General features: G+C 33.0%; 14 protein-coding genes and 1 other RNA gene. 8 read left to right on the top strand and 7 right to left on the bottom strand.

The genetic code is table 11. The features are described from left to right. Nucleotides 1-3: 3 nt before the first annotated feature. On the bottom strand, nt 4-3,033 hold the full coding sequence (locus ABEB23_RS09620) for a SusC/RagA family TonB-linked outer membrane protein (RefSeq protein WP_348812381.1): 3,030 nt from the start codon (nt 3,031-3,033) through the stop codon (nt 4-6). Between the two features lie 299 nt (nt 3,034-3,332). On the opposite strand from ABEB23_RS09620, the gene ABEB23_RS09615 reads away from it, so the two are divergent. The 3 genes from ABEB23_RS09615 to ABEB23_RS09605 all read left to right on the top strand — a co-directional run bounded on the left by ABEB23_RS09615 (nt 3,333) and on the right by ABEB23_RS09605 (nt 6,696). After that, a complete protein-coding gene (locus ABEB23_RS09615) occupies nt 3,333-4,367 on the top strand; it encodes a sensor histidine kinase (protein ID WP_348812380.1) in 1,035 nt (344 codons plus the stop codon). Continuing rightward, nucleotides 4,357-5,058 carry a LytR/AlgR family response regulator transcription factor gene (locus tag ABEB23_RS09610; RefSeq protein ID WP_348812379.1) on the top strand — a complete coding sequence of 234 codons (702 nt, stop codon included), beginning with the start codon at nt 4,357-4,359 and terminating at the stop codon, nt 5,056-5,058. The genes ABEB23_RS09615 and ABEB23_RS09610 overlap by 11 nt, the downstream gene beginning before the upstream one ends. Nucleotides 5,059-5,259: 201 nt before the next feature. Then, nucleotides 5,260-6,696: an MFS transporter gene (locus ABEB23_RS09605; protein WP_348812378.1), complete on the top strand. Its 1,437-nt coding sequence runs from the start codon at nt 5,260-5,262 to the stop codon at nt 6,694-6,696. Between the two features lie 97 nt (nt 6,697-6,793). Here ABEB23_RS09605 and ABEB23_RS09600 read toward each other — a convergent pair whose 3' ends face one another. From ABEB23_RS09600 to ffs, 4 genes are all read right to left on the bottom strand, one after another. Continuing rightward, complete coding sequence (locus ABEB23_RS09600) at nt 6,794-7,291, bottom strand: hypothetical protein (protein WP_348812377.1); 498 nt, start codon at nt 7,289-7,291, stop codon at nt 6,794-6,796. 16 nt (nt 7,292-7,307) lie between these two features. Further along, nucleotides 7,308-7,964, bottom strand: coding sequence for a fructose-6-phosphate aldolase (gene fsa / locus ABEB23_RS09595; RefSeq protein WP_348812376.1), 657 nt, complete (start codon nt 7,962-7,964; stop codon nt 7,308-7,310). A 126-nt stretch (nt 7,965-8,090) separates the two neighbouring features. Continuing rightward, nucleotides 8,091-8,894 (bottom strand): SDR family oxidoreductase, encoded by an 804-nt coding sequence (locus tag ABEB23_RS09590; RefSeq protein ID WP_348812375.1) that lies wholly within the window; start codon nt 8,892-8,894, stop codon nt 8,091-8,093. A 146-nt stretch (nt 8,895-9,040) separates the two neighbouring features. Then, nucleotides 9,041-9,138, bottom strand: an RNA gene (gene ffs, locus ABEB23_RS09585) — signal recognition particle sRNA small type. Nucleotides 9,139-9,226: 88 nt separating this feature from the next. Between ffs and ABEB23_RS09580 the strand changes: the two genes are divergently transcribed. Together ABEB23_RS09580 and hutI are read left to right on the top strand one after the other, a co-directional pair. Next, entirely contained in the window at nt 9,227-10,300 is a 1,074-nt protein-coding gene (locus ABEB23_RS09580) for a glutaminyl-peptide cyclotransferase (RefSeq protein WP_348812374.1), read from the top strand. Between the two features lie 12 nt (nt 10,301-10,312). Next, nucleotides 10,313-11,551 (top strand): imidazolonepropionase, encoded by a 1,239-nt coding sequence (hutI, locus tag ABEB23_RS09575; protein ID WP_348812373.1) that lies wholly within the window; start codon nt 10,313-10,315, stop codon nt 11,549-11,551. A 49-nt stretch (nt 11,552-11,600) separates the two neighbouring features. On the opposite strand, the gene ABEB23_RS09570 is transcribed toward hutI, so the two are convergent. Beyond that, on the bottom strand, nt 11,601-12,476 hold the full coding sequence (locus tag ABEB23_RS09570; protein ID WP_348812372.1) for a DUF8428 domain-containing protein: 876 nt from the start codon (nt 12,474-12,476) through the stop codon (nt 11,601-11,603). A gap of 98 nt (nt 12,477-12,574) precedes the next feature. Here ABEB23_RS09570 and ABEB23_RS09565 point away from each other — a divergent pair, with 98 nt between their 5' ends. The 3 genes from ABEB23_RS09565 (at nt 12,575) to ABEB23_RS09555 (ending at nt 15,670) form a co-directional block, all read left to right on the top strand. After that, a complete protein-coding gene (locus ABEB23_RS09565; protein ID WP_348812371.1) occupies nt 12,575-13,606 on the top strand; it encodes a formimidoylglutamase in 1,032 nt (343 codons plus the stop codon). A gap of 138 nt (nt 13,607-13,744) precedes the next feature. Then, nucleotides 13,745-14,998, top strand: a complete 1,254-nt coding sequence (locus ABEB23_RS09560; RefSeq protein ID WP_348812370.1) for a DEAD/DEAH box helicase — start codon at nt 13,745-13,747, stop codon at nt 14,996-14,998. A gap of 213 nt (nt 14,999-15,211) precedes the next feature. Then, nucleotides 15,212-15,670 (top strand): Hsp20/alpha crystallin family protein, encoded by a 459-nt coding sequence (locus tag ABEB23_RS09555; RefSeq protein ID WP_348812369.1) that lies wholly within the window; start codon nt 15,212-15,214, stop codon nt 15,668-15,670. Between the two features lie 127 nt (nt 15,671-15,797). On the opposite strand, the gene ABEB23_RS09550 is transcribed toward ABEB23_RS09555, so the two are convergent. Continuing rightward, the gene (locus tag ABEB23_RS09550) at nt 15,798-17,984 is read right to left on the bottom strand and encodes a response regulator (protein WP_348812368.1); all 2,187 of its coding nucleotides are present in this window, start codon (nt 17,982-17,984) and stop codon (nt 15,798-15,800) included. Nucleotides 17,985-18,011 lie beyond the last annotated feature (27 nt).

Raw genomic sequence — 18,011 nt, 5'->3', positions numbered from 1 at the left:
TTATTAGAAAGTTACATTTAAATTAAGACCGATACTTTTAGTTGATGGCATTCCATAAACGTCAACACCTTGTAAACCTTCTCCTGTACTCAATGAAATATTTGGATCAAAAGGAGCATCTTTGTAAATAAAGAATAAGTTTCTGGCAATTAATGATAAACTGGCTGATTGAATAAAACCAATTTTCTTAGCATCAAAATTATATCCTATTGAAATCTCTCTAACGCTTACATTGGTTGCATCATATACATATTCTCCTGTTGCTCCCGCTCTACCACCAATTTGTTTGTAATAACTGTCTGCAGGGTATTTTCCTGAATAAGCAGTTCCATCAGGATAAACTGCATTGATAGCTACACCACCTGCATTTCTGGCATCACCAGTTGCTTTTGAAACTCCAAACTCATCATTTGTTGCTTCAGTCAAACTCATTACCTCACCACCAAATCTACCATCGATAAGAATATTAGCAAAGAATTTATCATATTTGAATGAGTTTGAAAAACCTAGCATATAGTCAGGATTAGCATTACCTACTACTTCAAATCCTGTTTTTTGGATGGTTCCGTCAGCATTTAACAGTACTCTACCTTGAGCATCTTTCTTAATATTTACTCCTTCGATTTGTCCAAAAGGCTGCCCTTCGATTAATGAATATCTGTAATTATTTACACCTGGATCAGTTAAAATTACTCTACCTCCTAATTCAGCAGGGATTTCGCTCACCTCATTATCGTTATGAGAATAGTTTACCGTAGCATCCCAAGAAAATTTATCATTTTGAACAATTTTACCTGTTAACACAACCTCAAGCCCTGAGTTTTTGATACTTGCCGCATTGAAACCATAGTTTAAGTAACCATAAGGGTTTGTTGCTGGAGCAGGAACTTGAATGTATTGATTTTTAGTTTCAGAGTTGTAGTAAGAAATTTCAAATCCAAGTTTGTTATCAAACATTCTCCATTCTGTACCAATTTCGTATTCTGATTTTAATTCTGGTTTCAAAGACTCTCCTGGTCTTGGTCCAACAGTTGGAGGAACAATTTGACCACCTCTAATTGTTGATCTTGGAGAAGTCACAAAAGATGAAATATCATTACCTACTTGCGCATAAGAAGCACGCACTTTACCAAAACTAATCCAATCTGGCATTTCAGTCATTTCGCTTATTAAGCCTGTCACACCCACAGAAGGATAGAAGAAAGACATTTTATCTGTGTTTACCAAAGTAGAAGACCAATCGTTTCTTCCTGTTACATCAAGATATAAGTAGTTTTTGTAACCAACGGTAGCCGCTGCAAAAACAGATTGTACCTCTTTTCTTGAATCTACATTTTGAAAGTTTCCTGCATTATTTACAAAATTCCCTAAAGTAAACCAGTTTGCATAAACCAATCCTGAACTGATCCCTGAATCTAATACTGTAGCGTCATTTCCAACAGATTTAGTGAAACTTGTTCCAATGTTTGCATTAAAACTGAAATCATCATTAAAATTAGTATTAATAGTAGCGATGAAATCACCATAATTTTGTGTGCTCAAACCATCAACATTAATATATCTTCCGTTTGCGTGAGAAAGCGTACCTTGAGTAGTAGCATAAATTTCTTTTTCAAAACTATTTTCAATACGGTTGTAACTGTATCTTGAAGCAAGACTCAACCAACCATTTACTTTATAATCTAAACCTAAAGCACCGTTAAAAAAGTTGTTTTTATCTTCTGAGGCATTGCGGTTAATAGCCCAGTATGGGTTTTGCATGATATCTCTGTTGGTCATCCAATTCTGAACCATCATGTTTCTTACCGGATCAAAGATTTCATAATTATTTTTATAATAATCAAAATCATTTCCTCTAGGCATCAAATATACTCCTGTTAGGGGGTTGAAATAATATCCACTTACAGGTCTGTTCCCGATAGTTTGTGAAGTATAGTTTGCATTAGCGCTAACAGTTAATTTATCATTAAAGAATTTTCCTGTTTGACGTATTCCAAAGTTATTTTTGTTCAAATCATTTCCTTGAATAATTCCAGAAGATGTTGTATTAGCATACGATAAACTAGTTGAAGCTACATTAGAAGCTGTTGTGAAAGCCAAAGAAGTAATTTGAGTGTTTCCTGTTTGGAAAAAATCTTCCACATGATCCTTTGAAGCACCTTTAGCACCCCATGTTTCATCACCACCTGCTACAGCAACATATTCATTTTGAAATTTTGGCAAATAAGCTGCAGATTCAAAAGTGGTTACAGAAGAAGCTTTGAAATTTGCTTTTCCTTCTTTTGCTTTTTTAGAAGTCAATAAAATTACTCCATTTGCACCTTGGCTACCGTACAAAGCAGCTGCAGAAGCACCTTTAAGCACAGTCATTCCTTCATAATCATCAGGATTCAAAAGAGATACAGCATCTCCTCCATCACGATTTCCCCCTGCAGTATCCCCAAAAACAGCATTTGGCTGTCCTGAAGAAACATTAAATAAAGGAACACCATCTATTACATATAAAGGTTGGTTATTTGTAACAGAAGAGCTACCTCTAATTTCCACTTTTGTAGAACCACCTGTTCCACCAGCACTTTTGGTTACTGCAACACCGGCAATCTTACCTGCAATTGTATTGATAATGTTAGCATCTTTCACACGAGTCAATTCTTCTCCTTTTAATTCCTGAGCAGAATACGTTAGCGACTTTCTTGTTTTCTTGATACCAAGTGAAGTAACCACTACTTCATTAAGAGCTGTAGTACTTGCTGTTTTTAATTGCACTTTCAAAGTACTTTCCTCCCCTATCACTACATTTTTAGTTTCTAAACCAATGTAAGAAATTACTAAAGTGCTTCCTACTTTCGCTTGAATAGTAAATGCACCATCAAAATCAGTTGAAGTTCCATTTGATTCACCTTTTACTATAACATTAACGCCAGGCAGCGGAACTCCGGCGTCATCAGCTACCGTACCCTTGACAGTTTTTACTTGAGCAAGAGTAACTTGCGCAGTAAAAAGAATCATTACGATTAAGAAAATTTGTTTCATGTTTAAATGTTTTATGTTAGTTATGGTGTAAATTTATTTGGAAGGCTATTCTAAAAAAAATAATTTATACCAACTGTCATTGTTTTTAAACCAACGACATAATTTAATCAATAATGTGTTTTGCGAAAACGTTTTCTTAAAATGGTTTTAATTCATTTTTTTAAAATTTTTAGATTTTTTGCTTAAAAAAGCCGTTTTTTATTAGCAAATTGATTAAAGTTGCAAAACAAAACAGAAATCACCCCTATTCTTCCTATAACATTTAAATCATAGTTCAAAAAGTGAGTAAAATAAATGAAATGAAATTCGATATAAAATTCATAAACCATGTTTGGTTTTGGGTAATCTGGTTTTTTCTTAACTTTTTACGTTGGGGGGCCTATTTTAACGATTACAAATATTCCTTCAAATCAAATCTATTAGAATTTGCACTCCACATACCTTTCGTATACTTCAACATATTAGTACTTATCCCTTTGTTTGTATTGAAATCAAAATATGTTAAATACACTATTTCACTATTAGCAAGCTTAGCTCTGGTCTATTTATTAAAAACGGGATTAACGTATTATATAATCTCAAAAAATATTTGGCCTGAAGCCAATATAGATTACAGACCTTTTGAAATCAACCATATTGTAGCCGTTTGCATTGGAGAAGTATATGTTCTTGCAATTGCATCATCAATCTATCTGATGCTAACTTGGATAAAAGAAAGAGATCGCAACAAAGCACTGAGAGAAGAACAGTTTAATATAAAATTAAAATATTTAAAGGCTCAGATACAACCTCATTTCTTTTTCAATACTTTAAATAACTTATACGCTTTATCATTAGAATCCTCCAATAAAGTTCCGGATGTAATCATCAAACTTTCAAAATTGATGGAATATGTCCTGTATGACATTGAGGGCAATAAATTTGTTCCGTTAATCAATGAAATAGATTATATTCAAAATTATATCGAAATAGAAAAACTGCGTTTTGAAAATGTCGAGGTTACCATTAATATAGAATCAAATATTGACGAGGTTAAAATTCCACCCCTAATCTTTATGTCTCTTATAGAAAATGCCTTTAAACACGGCGGTACAAACAATAAAAAACTCCAAATAAAGATTAATTGCAAAGTAATTGATGATTCTGTTCTGGATTTTGAAATAATAAATAATTTTGTACTTTCACAAGATTTTAGATTAAAGAAAGGTATTGGATTGGTCAATACTAAAAAAAGATTGAAATTAATTTTCAAAAACAATTATACTTTAGAAAATAAAGTAAAATTCAATTATTATATCATTCGTTTGCAAATACCCATCCATAATGAAGATTAAATGTATTTTGGTTGATGATGAACCATTAGCGATTAAAGTCTTGCAAAATTATTTCACTAATTTTTCAGATTTTGAAGTTATCGGCACTTTCAACAATGCAATAGAGGCTTTAGAATTCATTAACAACAATTCCGTTGACGTAGCGTTTTTGGATATTAATATGCCAATGATGACCGGCTTTGAATTAATCAGTTTAATTGAAAATAAAACCAGGGTTATTATAACTACTGCTTTTAGGGAATTTGCTGCTGAGAGTTACGATTTGGATGTTTTAGATTATCTGGTAAAACCTATTCCTCTGCCTCGATTTATTAAATGTATTAATAAAATTACAACTGAATTCAATTTAAAAAACAATATCAAAATTGAACCGGCCAAAATTGATTCCCACATTTTTATTAAAGTGGACAAAAAAATGGTCAAAATAAATATTGATCAAATCCTTTTTATTGAAGGAATGAAAGAATACATCAAAGTTGTTACTATTGAGAAAACTTATATTACCCATAAATCATTAACTTCTTTATCCGAAGAATTATCTACAGATCGCTTTATGCGAATTCATAAATCCTATACTATAGCTTTAGACAAAGTAAAATCTATTGAAGGAAATAGAATACAAATTTTCACATACACCATTCCCATTGGCCGAAATTACAGTAAGGAAGTCAAAAGTAAAATTTTAGAATAAATTTTTTTCATTTAAAATACTGGGTTTAGCATTAAAAAATTCAACAGAAATACTCTTTGTTGAACAAATAATGCCGTTTGTATAAAAATGAGAATTTTTATATGGAAATATTTTTTTTTGGTTTGCGTAAGAAATATATTTACAGTCTTGCAGCAAAAAACAATTTAAATAATTTAAAAACCAAAAAAAAAAAATTTAATCATGAGTTCAGAAAATTCACAAACCAAATGGGGGCAATTTATCCCCCTAGTCATCGTATTCTTCTTTTGGGGATTTGTAGCCGCAAGTAATGACATCCTAATCCCCGTTTTCAAAACAGCATTTAATTTATCACAAGGAGAAAGTCAACTAGTTGCTTTTGCTTTCTATATTGCATATACAGTCGGTTCTCTTATTTATATGGGAGTATCAGTTTTAATCAAAGAAGATTTAGTAAATAAAATTGGGTACAAAAATGGGTTGTCTCTAGGATTACTTATTTCTGCATTAGGAACACTTTTATTTTATCCTGCAGCCAACACAGGATCCTTTACTTTAATGCTGGCAGGTCTTTTTATTGTTGGTCTGGGATTTTCTTTGCAACAAACAGTTGCAAACCCACTAGCAATTGCCTTAGGACCAATTAAAACCGGTTCACAACGTTTAACACTGGCAGGTGGTATTAATAATTTCGGAACAACAATTGGTCCATTAATTGTTAGTTTCGCCATTTTTGGTTCCAGTGCAAATGCCAATACTAATGCAAGCATTGAAAGTGTTAAGATCCCTTACCTAGTGTTAGGTTTTGCATTTTTAGTAGTTGCTATTTTATTAAAATTCTCTTCTCTTCCGGAAAGACCTGAAACTATCGAAGAAACAGCTGAAGAAACAAATTCAGCCAAAAATTCAGCTCTTCAGTACCCTCAATTAGTTATGGGTATGATCGCAATTTTCTTATATGTTGGTGTTGAAGTATCTACAGCAAGTAATCTACCAGCTTATATGGAAAGTAAATTAGGTTTCCTAACCAAAGATGTAGCTCCTTATATTTCTCTTTATTGGGCGAGTTTAATGATTGGTCGTTGGACTGGAGCTGTTGAAGCCTTTACAGATAATATGAGTTTACAAAAAATACTACGTTTCATAGCTCCTTATTTGGCTTTTGGTGTATTTCTTGCCGTTAATGCTGTCGCTAACCATGATCTAACTCCATTCTACGTTTACGGATTAGTTATTATCGTTTTGATTATTGCCGATATGGCCAGTAAAGGTAATCCTGCAAAAATGCTTCTTATTTTCTCTGCCTTAGGTATTATTGCTACTCTGATCGGTATGACAACAAGCGGAATGGTAAGTGTTTATGCTTTCACCAGCGTAGGTTTATTTTGTAGTACACTTTGGCCTTGTATATTTACATTAGCTGTTAGTGGATTAGGAAAAAATACTAGCCAAGGAAGTAGCTTCCTTATCATGATGATTATGGGTGGTGGTTTTGTTAGTGTATTTCAAGGTAAAATTGCTGAAATCATTGGTATACAAAATAGTTATATCGTTGGTGTGCTTTGCTTTGCTTATCTAGTATTTTATGCTTGGAAAGTAAGTGGAATTTTAAGAGCTCAAGGAATCGATTTTGACAAAAAAATATCTGGAGGTCACTAAAATATAGTGACAATATTCCATAAAAAAGTCCCACTTACAATTGTAAGTGGGACTTTTTTTATCGAACCTAATTATTTATTTTAAAGCTAAAAGAATATTATTTAGCCGTAATTATATTATTTAAATTCTTAGTAAAGAAAACCCTGTTTTGTTCTGAAACAGTATAAACAACATCTTTATCAGCGTGAACAGTAATTTGCTTAATACTTAAGTCTACAGGCCCTTTAATTGCATCCATAGTCAATGTACATGCTCCATCAAAATAACCATCACTCTCGATAGTTTCTTTTTTAGATATTACTGAACCATCTGTCAAAACTGCTGATATAGTCATTTCACTATTCAAAACATTGGTATAAAAACCATCCATTACTAACATGATACGATACGTATTCTTCATGTCTGGGCCTTTAAACTCATGACGGGTAATATTATAACGCAATCCTTTTGCCAAAACTGGAAATTTTTTGCTACAGTCAAGTTCAAAACTTGCCACATCACCTGCTTCATTAACTCCTTTTAAAACTTTCGCTTCTTGGGCATTTAAAACTATACTAGCGAATACAAATGCTATGGTTGTAACTAATTTCTTCATGTTTTGAGCAATTAAATTATTTATTTCCTTTCTCGAAATCGGCAATAAACTGAGCCAATCCAATATCAGTCAAAGGGTGTTTCAATAAACCATAAATAGCAGATAACGGACCAGTCATAACATCTGCACCAATTTTTGCACAGTTTACAATATGCATTGTGTGACGTACAGAAGCTGCAAGAATTTGCGTTTCGTAACCATAGTTATCATAAATCAATCTGATTTCTTCAATTAGAGCCAAACCATCAGTAGACACATCATCCAAACGACCAATAAACGGAGACACATAAGTTGCTCCTGCTTTAGCAGCCAACAAAGCTTGTCCGGCAGAGAAAACCAAAGTCACATTTGTTCTGATTCCTTTATCCGAAAAGTATTTAGCAGCCATAACACCTTCTTTGGTCATAGGCAATTTAACAACAATTTGCTCATGCAAATCAGCTAACTCTTCTCCTTCTTTCACCATTCCTTCAAAATCCATTGCATTCACCTCAGCACTTACATCACCATCCACAAGGTTACAAATGTCAACATAATGTTTCAAAATGTTGTTTTTTCCAGTGATACCTTCTTTGGCCATCAATGATGGATTTGTAGTAACGCCATCCAAAACGCCTAATGCTTGCGCTTCCTTAATCTGAGCTAAATTAGCCGTGTCAATAAAAAATTTCATAGTATTTCTAAATTTAATTGTGTTCTTAATTCTGTGTTTAATTATTTGCGCGTGACCCAATTCCGATAGCTATCGGAAGGGCTGTTCTCCTCATAATTTCAAATCTCACGCAAATTCGGCGCAAAATTACAACTTATAATGATTCATCAGCATTTTTTCATACACTTTATCCGGTAGAATTCGCTTGAGTACAATCGAGAATTTCTGCATAAAAGCACCCACTTTGTAATGAATATTTGGATTTGGTGTCTGAATTATTTTGTAAACCGCTTCAGCCATTTCGTTTGGATTGCTGCCACTATCCACATGTTCGTCCATAGTTTTAAGCGTATTACCATAAGCACTTTCATAAGCCGAACCTTTTATTAATGGCGCATGAAAACGTCCCGAAGCAATATTAGTGGCAAAATCACCGGGAGCTACATTTGTAATCTGAATTCCAAAAGATTTTACTTCCATTCGTAAAGCTTCTGTTATAATCTCTAACGCCCCTTTCGAAGCCGAATAAACGCTGCGGTATGGCAAGCCCATATAACCGGCAATAGAAGTAACATTAATAATTAAACCAGAGCGTTGTGAACGCATTTGTGGCAAAACGGCTTTCATCACTTCGATAGGACCAAAAAAATTGGTCTCAAAATTATTCTTGATTTCATTCATTGGAATCTCCTCTAATGGACCTGTAATTCCGACACCTGCATTATTAATAACCACGTCCAGTCTTCCTGAAATGGCAATTATTTTGGCTACAGCCGTATGGATGGAATCTGTATCGCGAACATCTAAAGCGACTAATGGAAAAACTGAATTTAAAACCTTTTCAGGATTTCTACTCGTTCCATATACAATGAAACCCTTATGATGTAAAAACTCTCCTATTGACTTTCCTATTCCTGAAGAACCACCTGTAATTAATACTACTTTACTCATCTGTAGAATATAAAATTATTAGACTGCTAGATTTAATAGTGTACTTCACTATTTTACATTTCTAAGCTCAGTCTTCTAACTTAGATATGTCCAAAAATAAAAAAATCCTCCCGAAGGAAGACTACTTTTGTAAGAAATAAAATAAAAAATGGCAAGCGACCTACATCGCACCGCTCAACCGCGTACCCTTGCTATGTTCCCATCCTGGGGGAGTCTGCAGGAGCTGGTCGTGTAGGACTTGCCGGTGCAAATATACAACCTTTTTATATTTTTGCAAGTGCTTTGTCGCTATTAAAATAAGGTTGTATATTGGGGTCTTTAAATTTTGAACAATGAAAAATTATAACTTCCTATTTATCATTTTATTAGCAATCACCATTATCAGCTGTGGAGACACAAAAAAAGGTGAAAATTCTGTATTTACCTTTAATATTTCTAATTTTAAAGAGCAATATAAGCCACAAGAGGCTCTGGAATTAGGTATTTTGAACCCTAATTCAAAAACAATTGACAGTATTGTTTACTATGTAAATGATAAGAATGTCGGAACAAAAAAAGGTTTGGACAAATTGGTTTTTCAATTAAAAGATCAAAAATTAGGTTACCAAAATCTAAAAGCAATCATTTATTACGAAGGTGATAACTCAGTAGCTACTCATAGAACAGAACTAGTTTCGGATGTGCAGCCTAAATTATTAAAATATACAATCGTCAATATCTATCCGCATGACATTGAAGCCTACACGCAAGGATTAGAATTTTATCGTGACACTCTTTATGAAGGAACAGGAAATGGTACAGGTACAACGGGAAAGAGAGGAATCTCCAGCTTAAGAAAAACAGATTACAAAACAGGCAAAGTGTATAAAAAAGTCGAACTGGCTGATCAATATTTTGGTGAGGGAATTACCATACTAAATAACAAAGTCTATCAATTGACTTGGCAAAATAATGAAGGATATGTTTATAACGCCGATACCTTCAAAAAAGAAAAAACATTGCAATATTACAAAAACATGGAAGGTTGGGGCTTAACCAGTGATGGTAAACATTTATATATGACTGACAGTTCAGAGACCATACATATATTAGATCCGGAAACTTTTAAAGCAATTGACCATATTAATGTTTACTCTTTTGAAACAAAAATAAAAGGAGTTAATGAATTGGAATGGATTGATGGTAAAATATACGGAAATGTATATCAGAAAGATGCTATCGCAGTCATAAATCCTAAAAACGGAGCCGTTGAAGGAATAATCAATCTTATTGATCTAAAGAAAAAAGTAACTCAATTACCAGATACTGACGTTTTAAACGGTATTGCATACAACCCAAAAACAAAAACCATTTTTGTTACCGGTAAAAACTGGGATAAAATGTTTGAAATAAAAGTTTCAGAGTAATTTAAACAAATAATGACAACATTAATCACCAATATCAAGGAACTGCTCCAAGTTCGGGAAAGTTCTATTTCTAAAGTATCCGGTGCCGAAATGGCCGTTCTTCCAACCATTAAAAATGCTTTTTTGGTGATTGAAAACAATTTAATTGCCGATTTTGGTTCGATGGATAATCTACCCAAAATAAATGCTGATACCACTATTGACGCTAACGGAAAAATAGTTTTGCCCACCTGGTGTGATTCACACACGCATATTGTATATGCCGGCAATCGCGAACAGGAATTCGTAGATCGCATCAACGGAATGACTTATGAGGAAATTGCCAATCGTGGTGGTGGGATCTTAAATTCAGCCAAAAAACTGAACGAAACCTCCGAAGAAGACATTTATGCCCAATCCAAAGCAAGATTGGAAGAAATCATGTATCTAGGAACTGGTGCTGTCGAAATAAAATCCGGATATGGCCTCACAGTCGAAGGAGAGCTTAAAATGCTTCGCGTTATTCAACGATTAGCACAAAACTACCCGATAACAATAAAAGCAACATTTCTGGGCGCACACGCCTTTCCTTTGGATTTCAAAGAAAATCATAAAGGATATATTGATTGTATAATTAATGAAATGCTTCCACAAATTGCCCAAAATAAACTGGCCGACTATATTGATGCATTTTGTGAAACAGGTTATTTCACAGTTGAAGAAACGGAACAAATTATGGAAGCCGGAATTCGTTACGGTTTAAAACCAAAAATACATGTCAATCAGTTTAATTCTATTGGAGGAATTCAGGCCGGAATAAAATACAATGCGCTTTCTGTCGACCATTTAGAAATCATGACAAAAGAAGACATCGAAGCTTTAAAAAATACAGAAACCATGCCTGTGGCTTTGCCTTCCTGTTCTTATTTTCTGAGTATTCCTTACACTCCTGCCCGTGAAATGATGACAGCAGGTCTTCCTTTGGCATTAGCGACCGATTACAATCCAGGTTCTACTCCATCCGGTAACATGAATTTTGTTGTAGCAACAGCTTGCATTAAAATGAAAATGACTCCTCAGGAAGCCATCAATGCAGCCACCATCAACGGTGCTTATGCTATGGGAATTTCAGAAACACATGGAAGTATCACCATCGGTAAAAAAGCAAATATAATTATCACAAAACCAATTCCCTCATATTACCAACTGCCCTATGCTTTTGGCAGTAACCTAATTGATTCAGTATATCTTGAAGGTAAAATTTTGACATAAAAAAAGAGGAACATAAGGTTCCTCTTTTTTTATGCTTTTCAAACAACGATTATCTCAAAGAGAAACTTGTTTTAGAAACCAATTCGTCTTTATCAAAAATATTGATAAAATAAGTTCCTTTAGCAAAATTCTTTCCTTGTAGATCCTCAGAAACATTAACAGTTTTGTTTTCGTACTTCACATTAGTTGCAAAACTATAAGTCAAAGTTTTATCACCAAAACTTTCTGTTTTTTTGTCTCCCAAAACGTTATTTTCACTATCAATTACTTGCACATAATACGTTTTATCACCAGATTTTGCAATTTGATTTTCAGCAATTGTGAAACTGATTTTAAGAACATCAGCTCTGCTTGCCTTATCAGTTGCAACTTGTTTTCCTGAACCTTTCAATTTATATGCAGCAGTCTGAGTGTTTAAAATAGTAAGTTTCGAACCTTTTTCTACAGTTTTTGATAATTCTTCGTTTTGTCCAACTAATACCTCATTGTATTTTTTAGATTCTCCCAATACTACAATAGTACTGTCACGTTGCGTAGTTAAAGTTGTATTCTGTTTTTTAAGTCCTTCGTTTTCAGCCATCAAATTTTTCATGTTATTCTGCAAAGCAGCAACCTGATTTCTATACTTAGACATGTCTCCTTTGGATTTATTTAATTCATCCATTAAGCTTACAACTTTATCTCTTTCTTGAATCAATTCTTCAGACATTGTTGTATTTTCAGCAATAGCAGCATCATAAGTTGCTTTCAATGCTTGTAAATCTTTCATAACCGATTCTTTTTCGGTCAAGGTAGTGTCTAGCTCCGTTTTTACGATTTCTGAGTCAGATGACATCTTAAAAATATAAACTAAACTTCCCACTAGTAAAATTGCCAATACAGCAATAACCGCTTTTAAACTTGAACTGCTTTTTTGATTTTCCATTTCCTAAATATTTTTTTATACAAATTTAATAATATTAATAAAGGTAATAACGTAAGTTAACACAAATATATTATTTTTGAGAAATATTTTTTTTTTTCATGGAAAAGCTTGTCCCGTTTACTATAAATGATCTCGCAAAGATTACCAACCATAGAAGTGGTGAAATAAAATTTGGAGAAAAAATGTTAACCGTCCCAAAAGAAACAGATCCTCTTGAATTTTTAAAAACTTGTGAAGCAAAATATGTTCTGTTTGGGATACCGGAAGATATTGGGATCAGAGCCAATTTTGGTAGACCGGGAGCCGCTTCGGCCTGGGATAGTGCCATAAAAAGTATCGCTAACATTCAACACAATCGTTTTTGTAAAGGCAGTCAAATCATTGTTTTAGGGCAACTGAATGTTTGCGAGGAAATGAAAGAAGTGAAACATCTGGATTTTAATGACATTGACGACCGTTTCAAATTGAGTCAATTGGTAGAAAAAATAGACAAAGATGTTTCCCATATAATTTTCAATATCGTAAAACTGGGAAAAACACCAATAATTATAGGAGGCGGCCACAATAATTCCTATGGTAATATAAAAGGTACTGCTCTTGCCAAAGGAAAATCGATAAACGCTATTAATTTTGATGCACATTCTGATTTTAGAATTTTGGAAGGAAGACACAGCGGAAACGGTTTTTCTTATGCTTATGAAGAAGGTTTCTTAAAAAAATATTTCATTTTTGGTTTACACGAAAACTACACTTCGAAGAGTGTATTGGATATTATAAAAAAAATAGAAGACCGCGTACGGTATAACACTTATGACAGTGTAAACATCCGAAAAGAAAAAGACTTCAGCCAAGAAATGATTCAGGCATTAGAATTTGTAAACACCGATCCTTTTGGTATTGAAATAGATTTGGATGCAATCCCCAATATCGCCAGTAGCGCCATGACTTTAACAGGTTTTTCTGTAGAAGAACTTCGTCAGTTCGTTTCCTTTTTTGCCAAAAATAAAAATGCTGCTTATTTGCATATTTGCGAAGGAGCGCCAGATTTAGGTGAAGAAAAAAACAACCATTTAATCGGAAAATTAATAGGCCACTTGGTTACCGATTTTATAAAATCAAATCATGAGTGATCACTGAAAAAGAAAAAAATATTTCATTTGTTAACCAGTTACTTACAGTGAAAATCTAAAATATAATCATCAAAAATATTAATACTATCTTTGCAAAACTATCTATGTACTTATTACAAGATATTTAATACCAAAAATATGTTATTCGAAGATTTATCATTATCAAAAAGTATACAAAAAGCCGTATTTGAAGAAGGCTATACAAGTCCAACACCTATCCAAGAACAAGCCATCCCATTAGTTTTGGCTGGGAGGGATTTAATAGGCTGTGCTCAAACCGGAACAGGAAAAACAGCGGCTTTTGCCATCCCTATTATACATCAGTTACACCGAATTGTTGGTTCGTCAAAAAAAGCCAAACAAATTCGTGCTTTAATAGTAACTCCTACACGAGAATTAGCCGTTCAAATTGGCCAGAGTTTCGATACTTATGGTAAATATACCAACTTGACTCAACTGACTATCTTTGGAGGTGTATCACAAGTTCCGCAAGTAGAAGCGTTACGAAAAGGGGTTGATGTTCTTGTTGCTACACCGGGAAGATTACTTGATTTGCACAAACAAGGTTTTATTGATTTTGATCATCTGCACACTTTAGTCCTTGATGAAGCTGACCAAATGCTTGATATGGGATTTATCAATGATGTAAAAAAGATTGTAAAGCTTACGCCAAAAAACAGACAGACATTATTATTTTCGGCCACCATGCCAATTGCTATCAGGGAATTAGCAGAGATGTTTTTGAAAGATCCTGCAAAAGTGGAAGTTTCACCCGTATCATCCACTGCCGAAAATGTTGAGCAAAGGGTTTATTTTGTTGAAAAAACTGAAAAAAGAAACTTGCTTTATCATCTAATTAAAAATGAAAACTTATCAGATGTTTTAGTTTTTTCAAGAACTAAGCATGGAGCAGATAATGTCGTAAAAGCACTACGCAAAAATAATATCGCTGCCGAGGCCATACACGGAGACAAATCGCAAAATGCAAGACAGCGTGTTTTAGATGCTTTTAAAAATAAAGAGGTTGGTGTACTTGTAGCTACAGATATTGCAGCTCGTGGAATTGATATCGATCAACTGCCTTTCGTTATTAATTTTGATTTACCCAATATCCCTGAAACCTATGTGCACCGCATTGGTCGTACCGGTCGTGCTGGAAATGGTGGAATTGCGATTTCTTTTTGCAGCAAAGACGAGCATGGCTATTGGAAAGACATTCAAAAACTAATTAAAGTTGATGTAAAAACAGTTACTGACCATCCTTATCCTTGGCATTCAGGAAGCCCGGAAGTTGCTTCATCTGCCAAACAAAATAACTCCAATCGAAGTGGTGGCGCCCATAAATCAAGGAAATCGAATGCTTCAAAACAAAACAAGAAACGCTGGTATTAATCGCTATTTTTTCACCTAATTTTGTGTGTAAGAAATACCTATTAGCTTCGTTTTTGAAACTTGTTTTTAATCGTCAATTTATTAGTTTTCAGCGATTTATATGTTAATTAACATTCATTAAGACCGTTATAGAATTAAATTTGCTGTTAGTATTAATTATCAACAATTTAATTTAATTTAATTTAATTTAATTTAATTTAATTTATAAAAATTATGAAAACGTTAGTTAAAACAAATGGATTTGCTCCCTTGATTCCAATGAATACACTTTTTGACGATTTTTTTTCAAGAGATATTTTTGATTGGACAGATAAAAATTTTTCTGCATTGGGAAGTAATTTACCTTCTGTTAATTTAAAGGAAACAGATAATAAAATAGAAGTTGAATTGGCAGCACCTGGAATGAAAAAAGAAGATTTCAAAGTAGAAATTGACAATAATATGCTGATGATTTCGTCTGAAAAAGAAGAAGAAAAAGAAGAGAAGAGAAAAAAAGACAATTATATCCGAAAAGAATTCAATTACCAATCCTTTTTCAGATCTTTTTCGCTACCTGAATATGCAGATGAAAACAAAGTTGAGGCAAATTATAAAGATGGTATCCTCCATATTGATATTGCTAAAAAAGAAGGAAGCAATAAAAAAATTGCAAAAAAAATTGACATTAAATAACATCAATTATAATTATTGTAATTGATTATTAAAATTAAAAAAATCGTTAAGTACTATAAAAGTGGGATTTAACGATTTTTTTTATTTAATAAATTTTACGACTCATTTAAAAATGATACAAAATTGATTAGCTGGCCGTTTTTGTTTTAAATATAAGCGAGTTTATACTTTTAAATAAACTTTCGGTTTCAAAAGGCTTTATAATAATGTCATTGATACCTGCTGAAATAGCTTCTTCAGTAATTTCGGCCTTATCAAATGCCGTTAAAGCCACTACAGGCGTTTTTATTCCTTTATGCCTAATTCTTCGTGTAGTTTCAAAACCATTCATAAGAGGCATATTTATATCCATTAATATAATATCAAAAAATTCTTTATCTACTAGATCAAGTGCAGCATATCCATTATCAACAACCGTACAGTTAAAATTATTTTTTTCTATAGTTTTCTTAGTAACCAATTGATTGATGTGATTATCCTCTACGACCAGCACTCTTAATTTTTGGTTAGACGTTAAATCAACCTGGATATTATTAATAATTTCATTTGTTTTATCCGGATCACAATCAAAGGCAATGGTGAACGTAAATTCTGTTCCCTTTCCAATAGCGCTTTCAAGTGTAATACTACTTCCAAAAACCGTTAATAGTCGTTTAACAATTGACAATCCTAAACCTGTCCCCTGATAATCTGTTTGGACTCTGCCCACCTGTACAAATTTTTCAAAAATCTTATCCTGGTCAGTACTGGCTATTCCGATACCATTATCCTTAATTTTAAACTCGATATGGTGTGCTTTATTTTCGACTCTAACTAAATTGGCGACAATAAATACTTCTCCATTCTTGGTGAATTTCAAAGCATTACTAACTAGATTCATGATTATTTGAGCCAATCTTAATTTATCTCCTATAAGATATTCTGGAATCTCGGGATCGACTTCGACTATAATTTGATTGTTATTTACACTGGACAAGAAAGACAAGGACTTTTTAATCATCTGTATCTCATCCGAAATATTAAAAGTTAAGGTTTCAAGAACTATTCTGTTCTCTTCAATTTTGTTAATTTGAAGAATATCATTGACCAAAGACAACAAATATTTAGCTGAAAATTTAAGTGAACTTAAATGGGGACTTCCCGCTAATTCTTCATGCTCATCCACTAAGATATCAGCAATACCAATTACGCCGTATAAGGGAGTTCGCAACTCATGACTTATAGTAGATACAAATTGTGTCTTAAGTAAAGAGGATTCCTCTGCTTTTTCTTTGGCAGTTATCAATTCTTCATTGGCAAAAGTCAGTTTAGCATTTGCTTTCTTCCTATAATTGTTATTTTTATATAAGGTATAAAGGAATATTAATAAAATAAATAATATAACCAAAAACAAGACAACAATAACCTTTGATTTTTGTAAAACCTGTTTCTGGGAATCTTTCTCTGTTTCAATTCGGTCTATCTCCCTTTTGTATTCGTCTAATTCCAGATTAATCCCGGCAATGCCTGCTTTTTCAAGCTTTTCCTCATTATAAAGCTTCTCGCTTAAGGTATTGTAGCGCTCTAAATTTTCGTAAGCTTTTTTATAGTCCTTATTTTTTAATAAAAATTTAGAATATTCCTGATACGAATACGGTAAATCCGTTTTGTCCTCTCCTCTATTTCCTAAATCAATAGACTTTAAAAAATAAGCTTCAGCCTTTTTATTATCCCCTTTGTATCCGGAATACATGCCGTTAAGCATGTTGAAAACTACAATCGTAGATTCATTCCCAAATTTTCCATGATATTTATTAATATATTCTAAATAAGGAAAACCTTTGTCAAACTTACCAATGTCAAAATAAGACCATGTGATATTCAGATTAGTAAAAACGAGCTGGTTTGTATCTGCAATCTTTTCAGCATATTCCAATGATTTTTTATAATATGCGATTCCTTTATTATATTGTTTTTTTTCAAAGCAATAAATATTGCCCAAATTATTGTTTATTCTGTTTTTTAAGGCATCATCATCAGTTTTATTGGCATGAGCCAAACTTTTATTATAGAAAAAAATTGCTTTGTCTAATTCTGATAATTCATAAAAGTTTACCGCGATAGTATTATAGGAAGTTGCAATGAAATAATCATCTTTTTCAGCAATTGCGAGTTGCAAAGCGCGTCTGGATGCTATTAAGGATTTCTCAAAATTGGCCTCTTTTAAAAAGTTTTTTGATTGCTCTGTTAGTTCAGCAATCTTACTTATTGAAGGAGTTTTTATTTGAGCGAATGAATTATCACCGAAAAGTTTCAGTAAAAATAATAGTAACACAAAAAACCTAATTATGGACATCCGTGA

The organism is Flavobacterium maritimum, assembly GCF_040049085.1.
GTDB lineage: Bacteria > Bacteroidota > Bacteroidia > Flavobacteriales > Flavobacteriaceae > Flavobacterium > Flavobacterium maritimum.
This window is presented reverse-complemented; position numbering and strand designations above follow the sequence as displayed.

Excerpts from the sequence above, each read along its gene's own strand:
- ABEB23_RS09620 (WP_348812381.1), bottom strand. The coding sequence starts at position 3,033 with ATGAAACAAATTTTCTTAATCGTAATGATTCTTTTTACTGCGCAAGTT.
- ABEB23_RS09615 (WP_348812380.1), top strand. The coding sequence starts at position 3,333 with ATGAAATTCGATATAAAATTCATAAACCATGTTTGGTTTTGGGTAATC.
- ABEB23_RS09610 (WP_348812379.1), top strand. The coding sequence starts at position 4,357 with ATGAAGATTAAATGTATTTTGGTTGATGATGAACCATTAGCGATTAAA.
- ABEB23_RS09605 (WP_348812378.1), top strand. The coding sequence starts at position 5,260 with ATGAGTTCAGAAAATTCACAAACCAAATGGGGGCAATTTATCCCCCTA.
- ABEB23_RS09600 (WP_348812377.1), bottom strand. The coding sequence starts at position 7,291 with ATGAAGAAATTAGTTACAACCATAGCATTTGTATTCGCTAGTATAGTT.
- fsa (WP_348812376.1), bottom strand. The coding sequence starts at position 7,964 with ATGAAATTTTTTATTGACACGGCTAATTTAGCTCAGATTAAGGAAGCG.
- ABEB23_RS09590 (WP_348812375.1), bottom strand. The coding sequence starts at position 8,894 with ATGAGTAAAGTAGTATTAATTACAGGTGGTTCTTCAGGAATAGGAAAG.
- ABEB23_RS09580 (WP_348812374.1), top strand. The coding sequence starts at position 9,227 with ATGAAAAATTATAACTTCCTATTTATCATTTTATTAGCAATCACCATT.
- hutI (WP_348812373.1), top strand. The coding sequence starts at position 10,313 with ATGACAACATTAATCACCAATATCAAGGAACTGCTCCAAGTTCGGGAA.
- ABEB23_RS09570 (WP_348812372.1), bottom strand. The coding sequence starts at position 12,476 with ATGGAAAATCAAAAAAGCAGTTCAAGTTTAAAAGCGGTTATTGCTGTA.
- ABEB23_RS09565 (WP_348812371.1), top strand. The coding sequence starts at position 12,575 with ATGGAAAAGCTTGTCCCGTTTACTATAAATGATCTCGCAAAGATTACC.
- ABEB23_RS09560 (WP_348812370.1), top strand. The coding sequence starts at position 13,745 with ATGTTATTCGAAGATTTATCATTATCAAAAAGTATACAAAAAGCCGTA.
- ABEB23_RS09555 (WP_348812369.1), top strand. The coding sequence starts at position 15,212 with ATGAAAACGTTAGTTAAAACAAATGGATTTGCTCCCTTGATTCCAATG.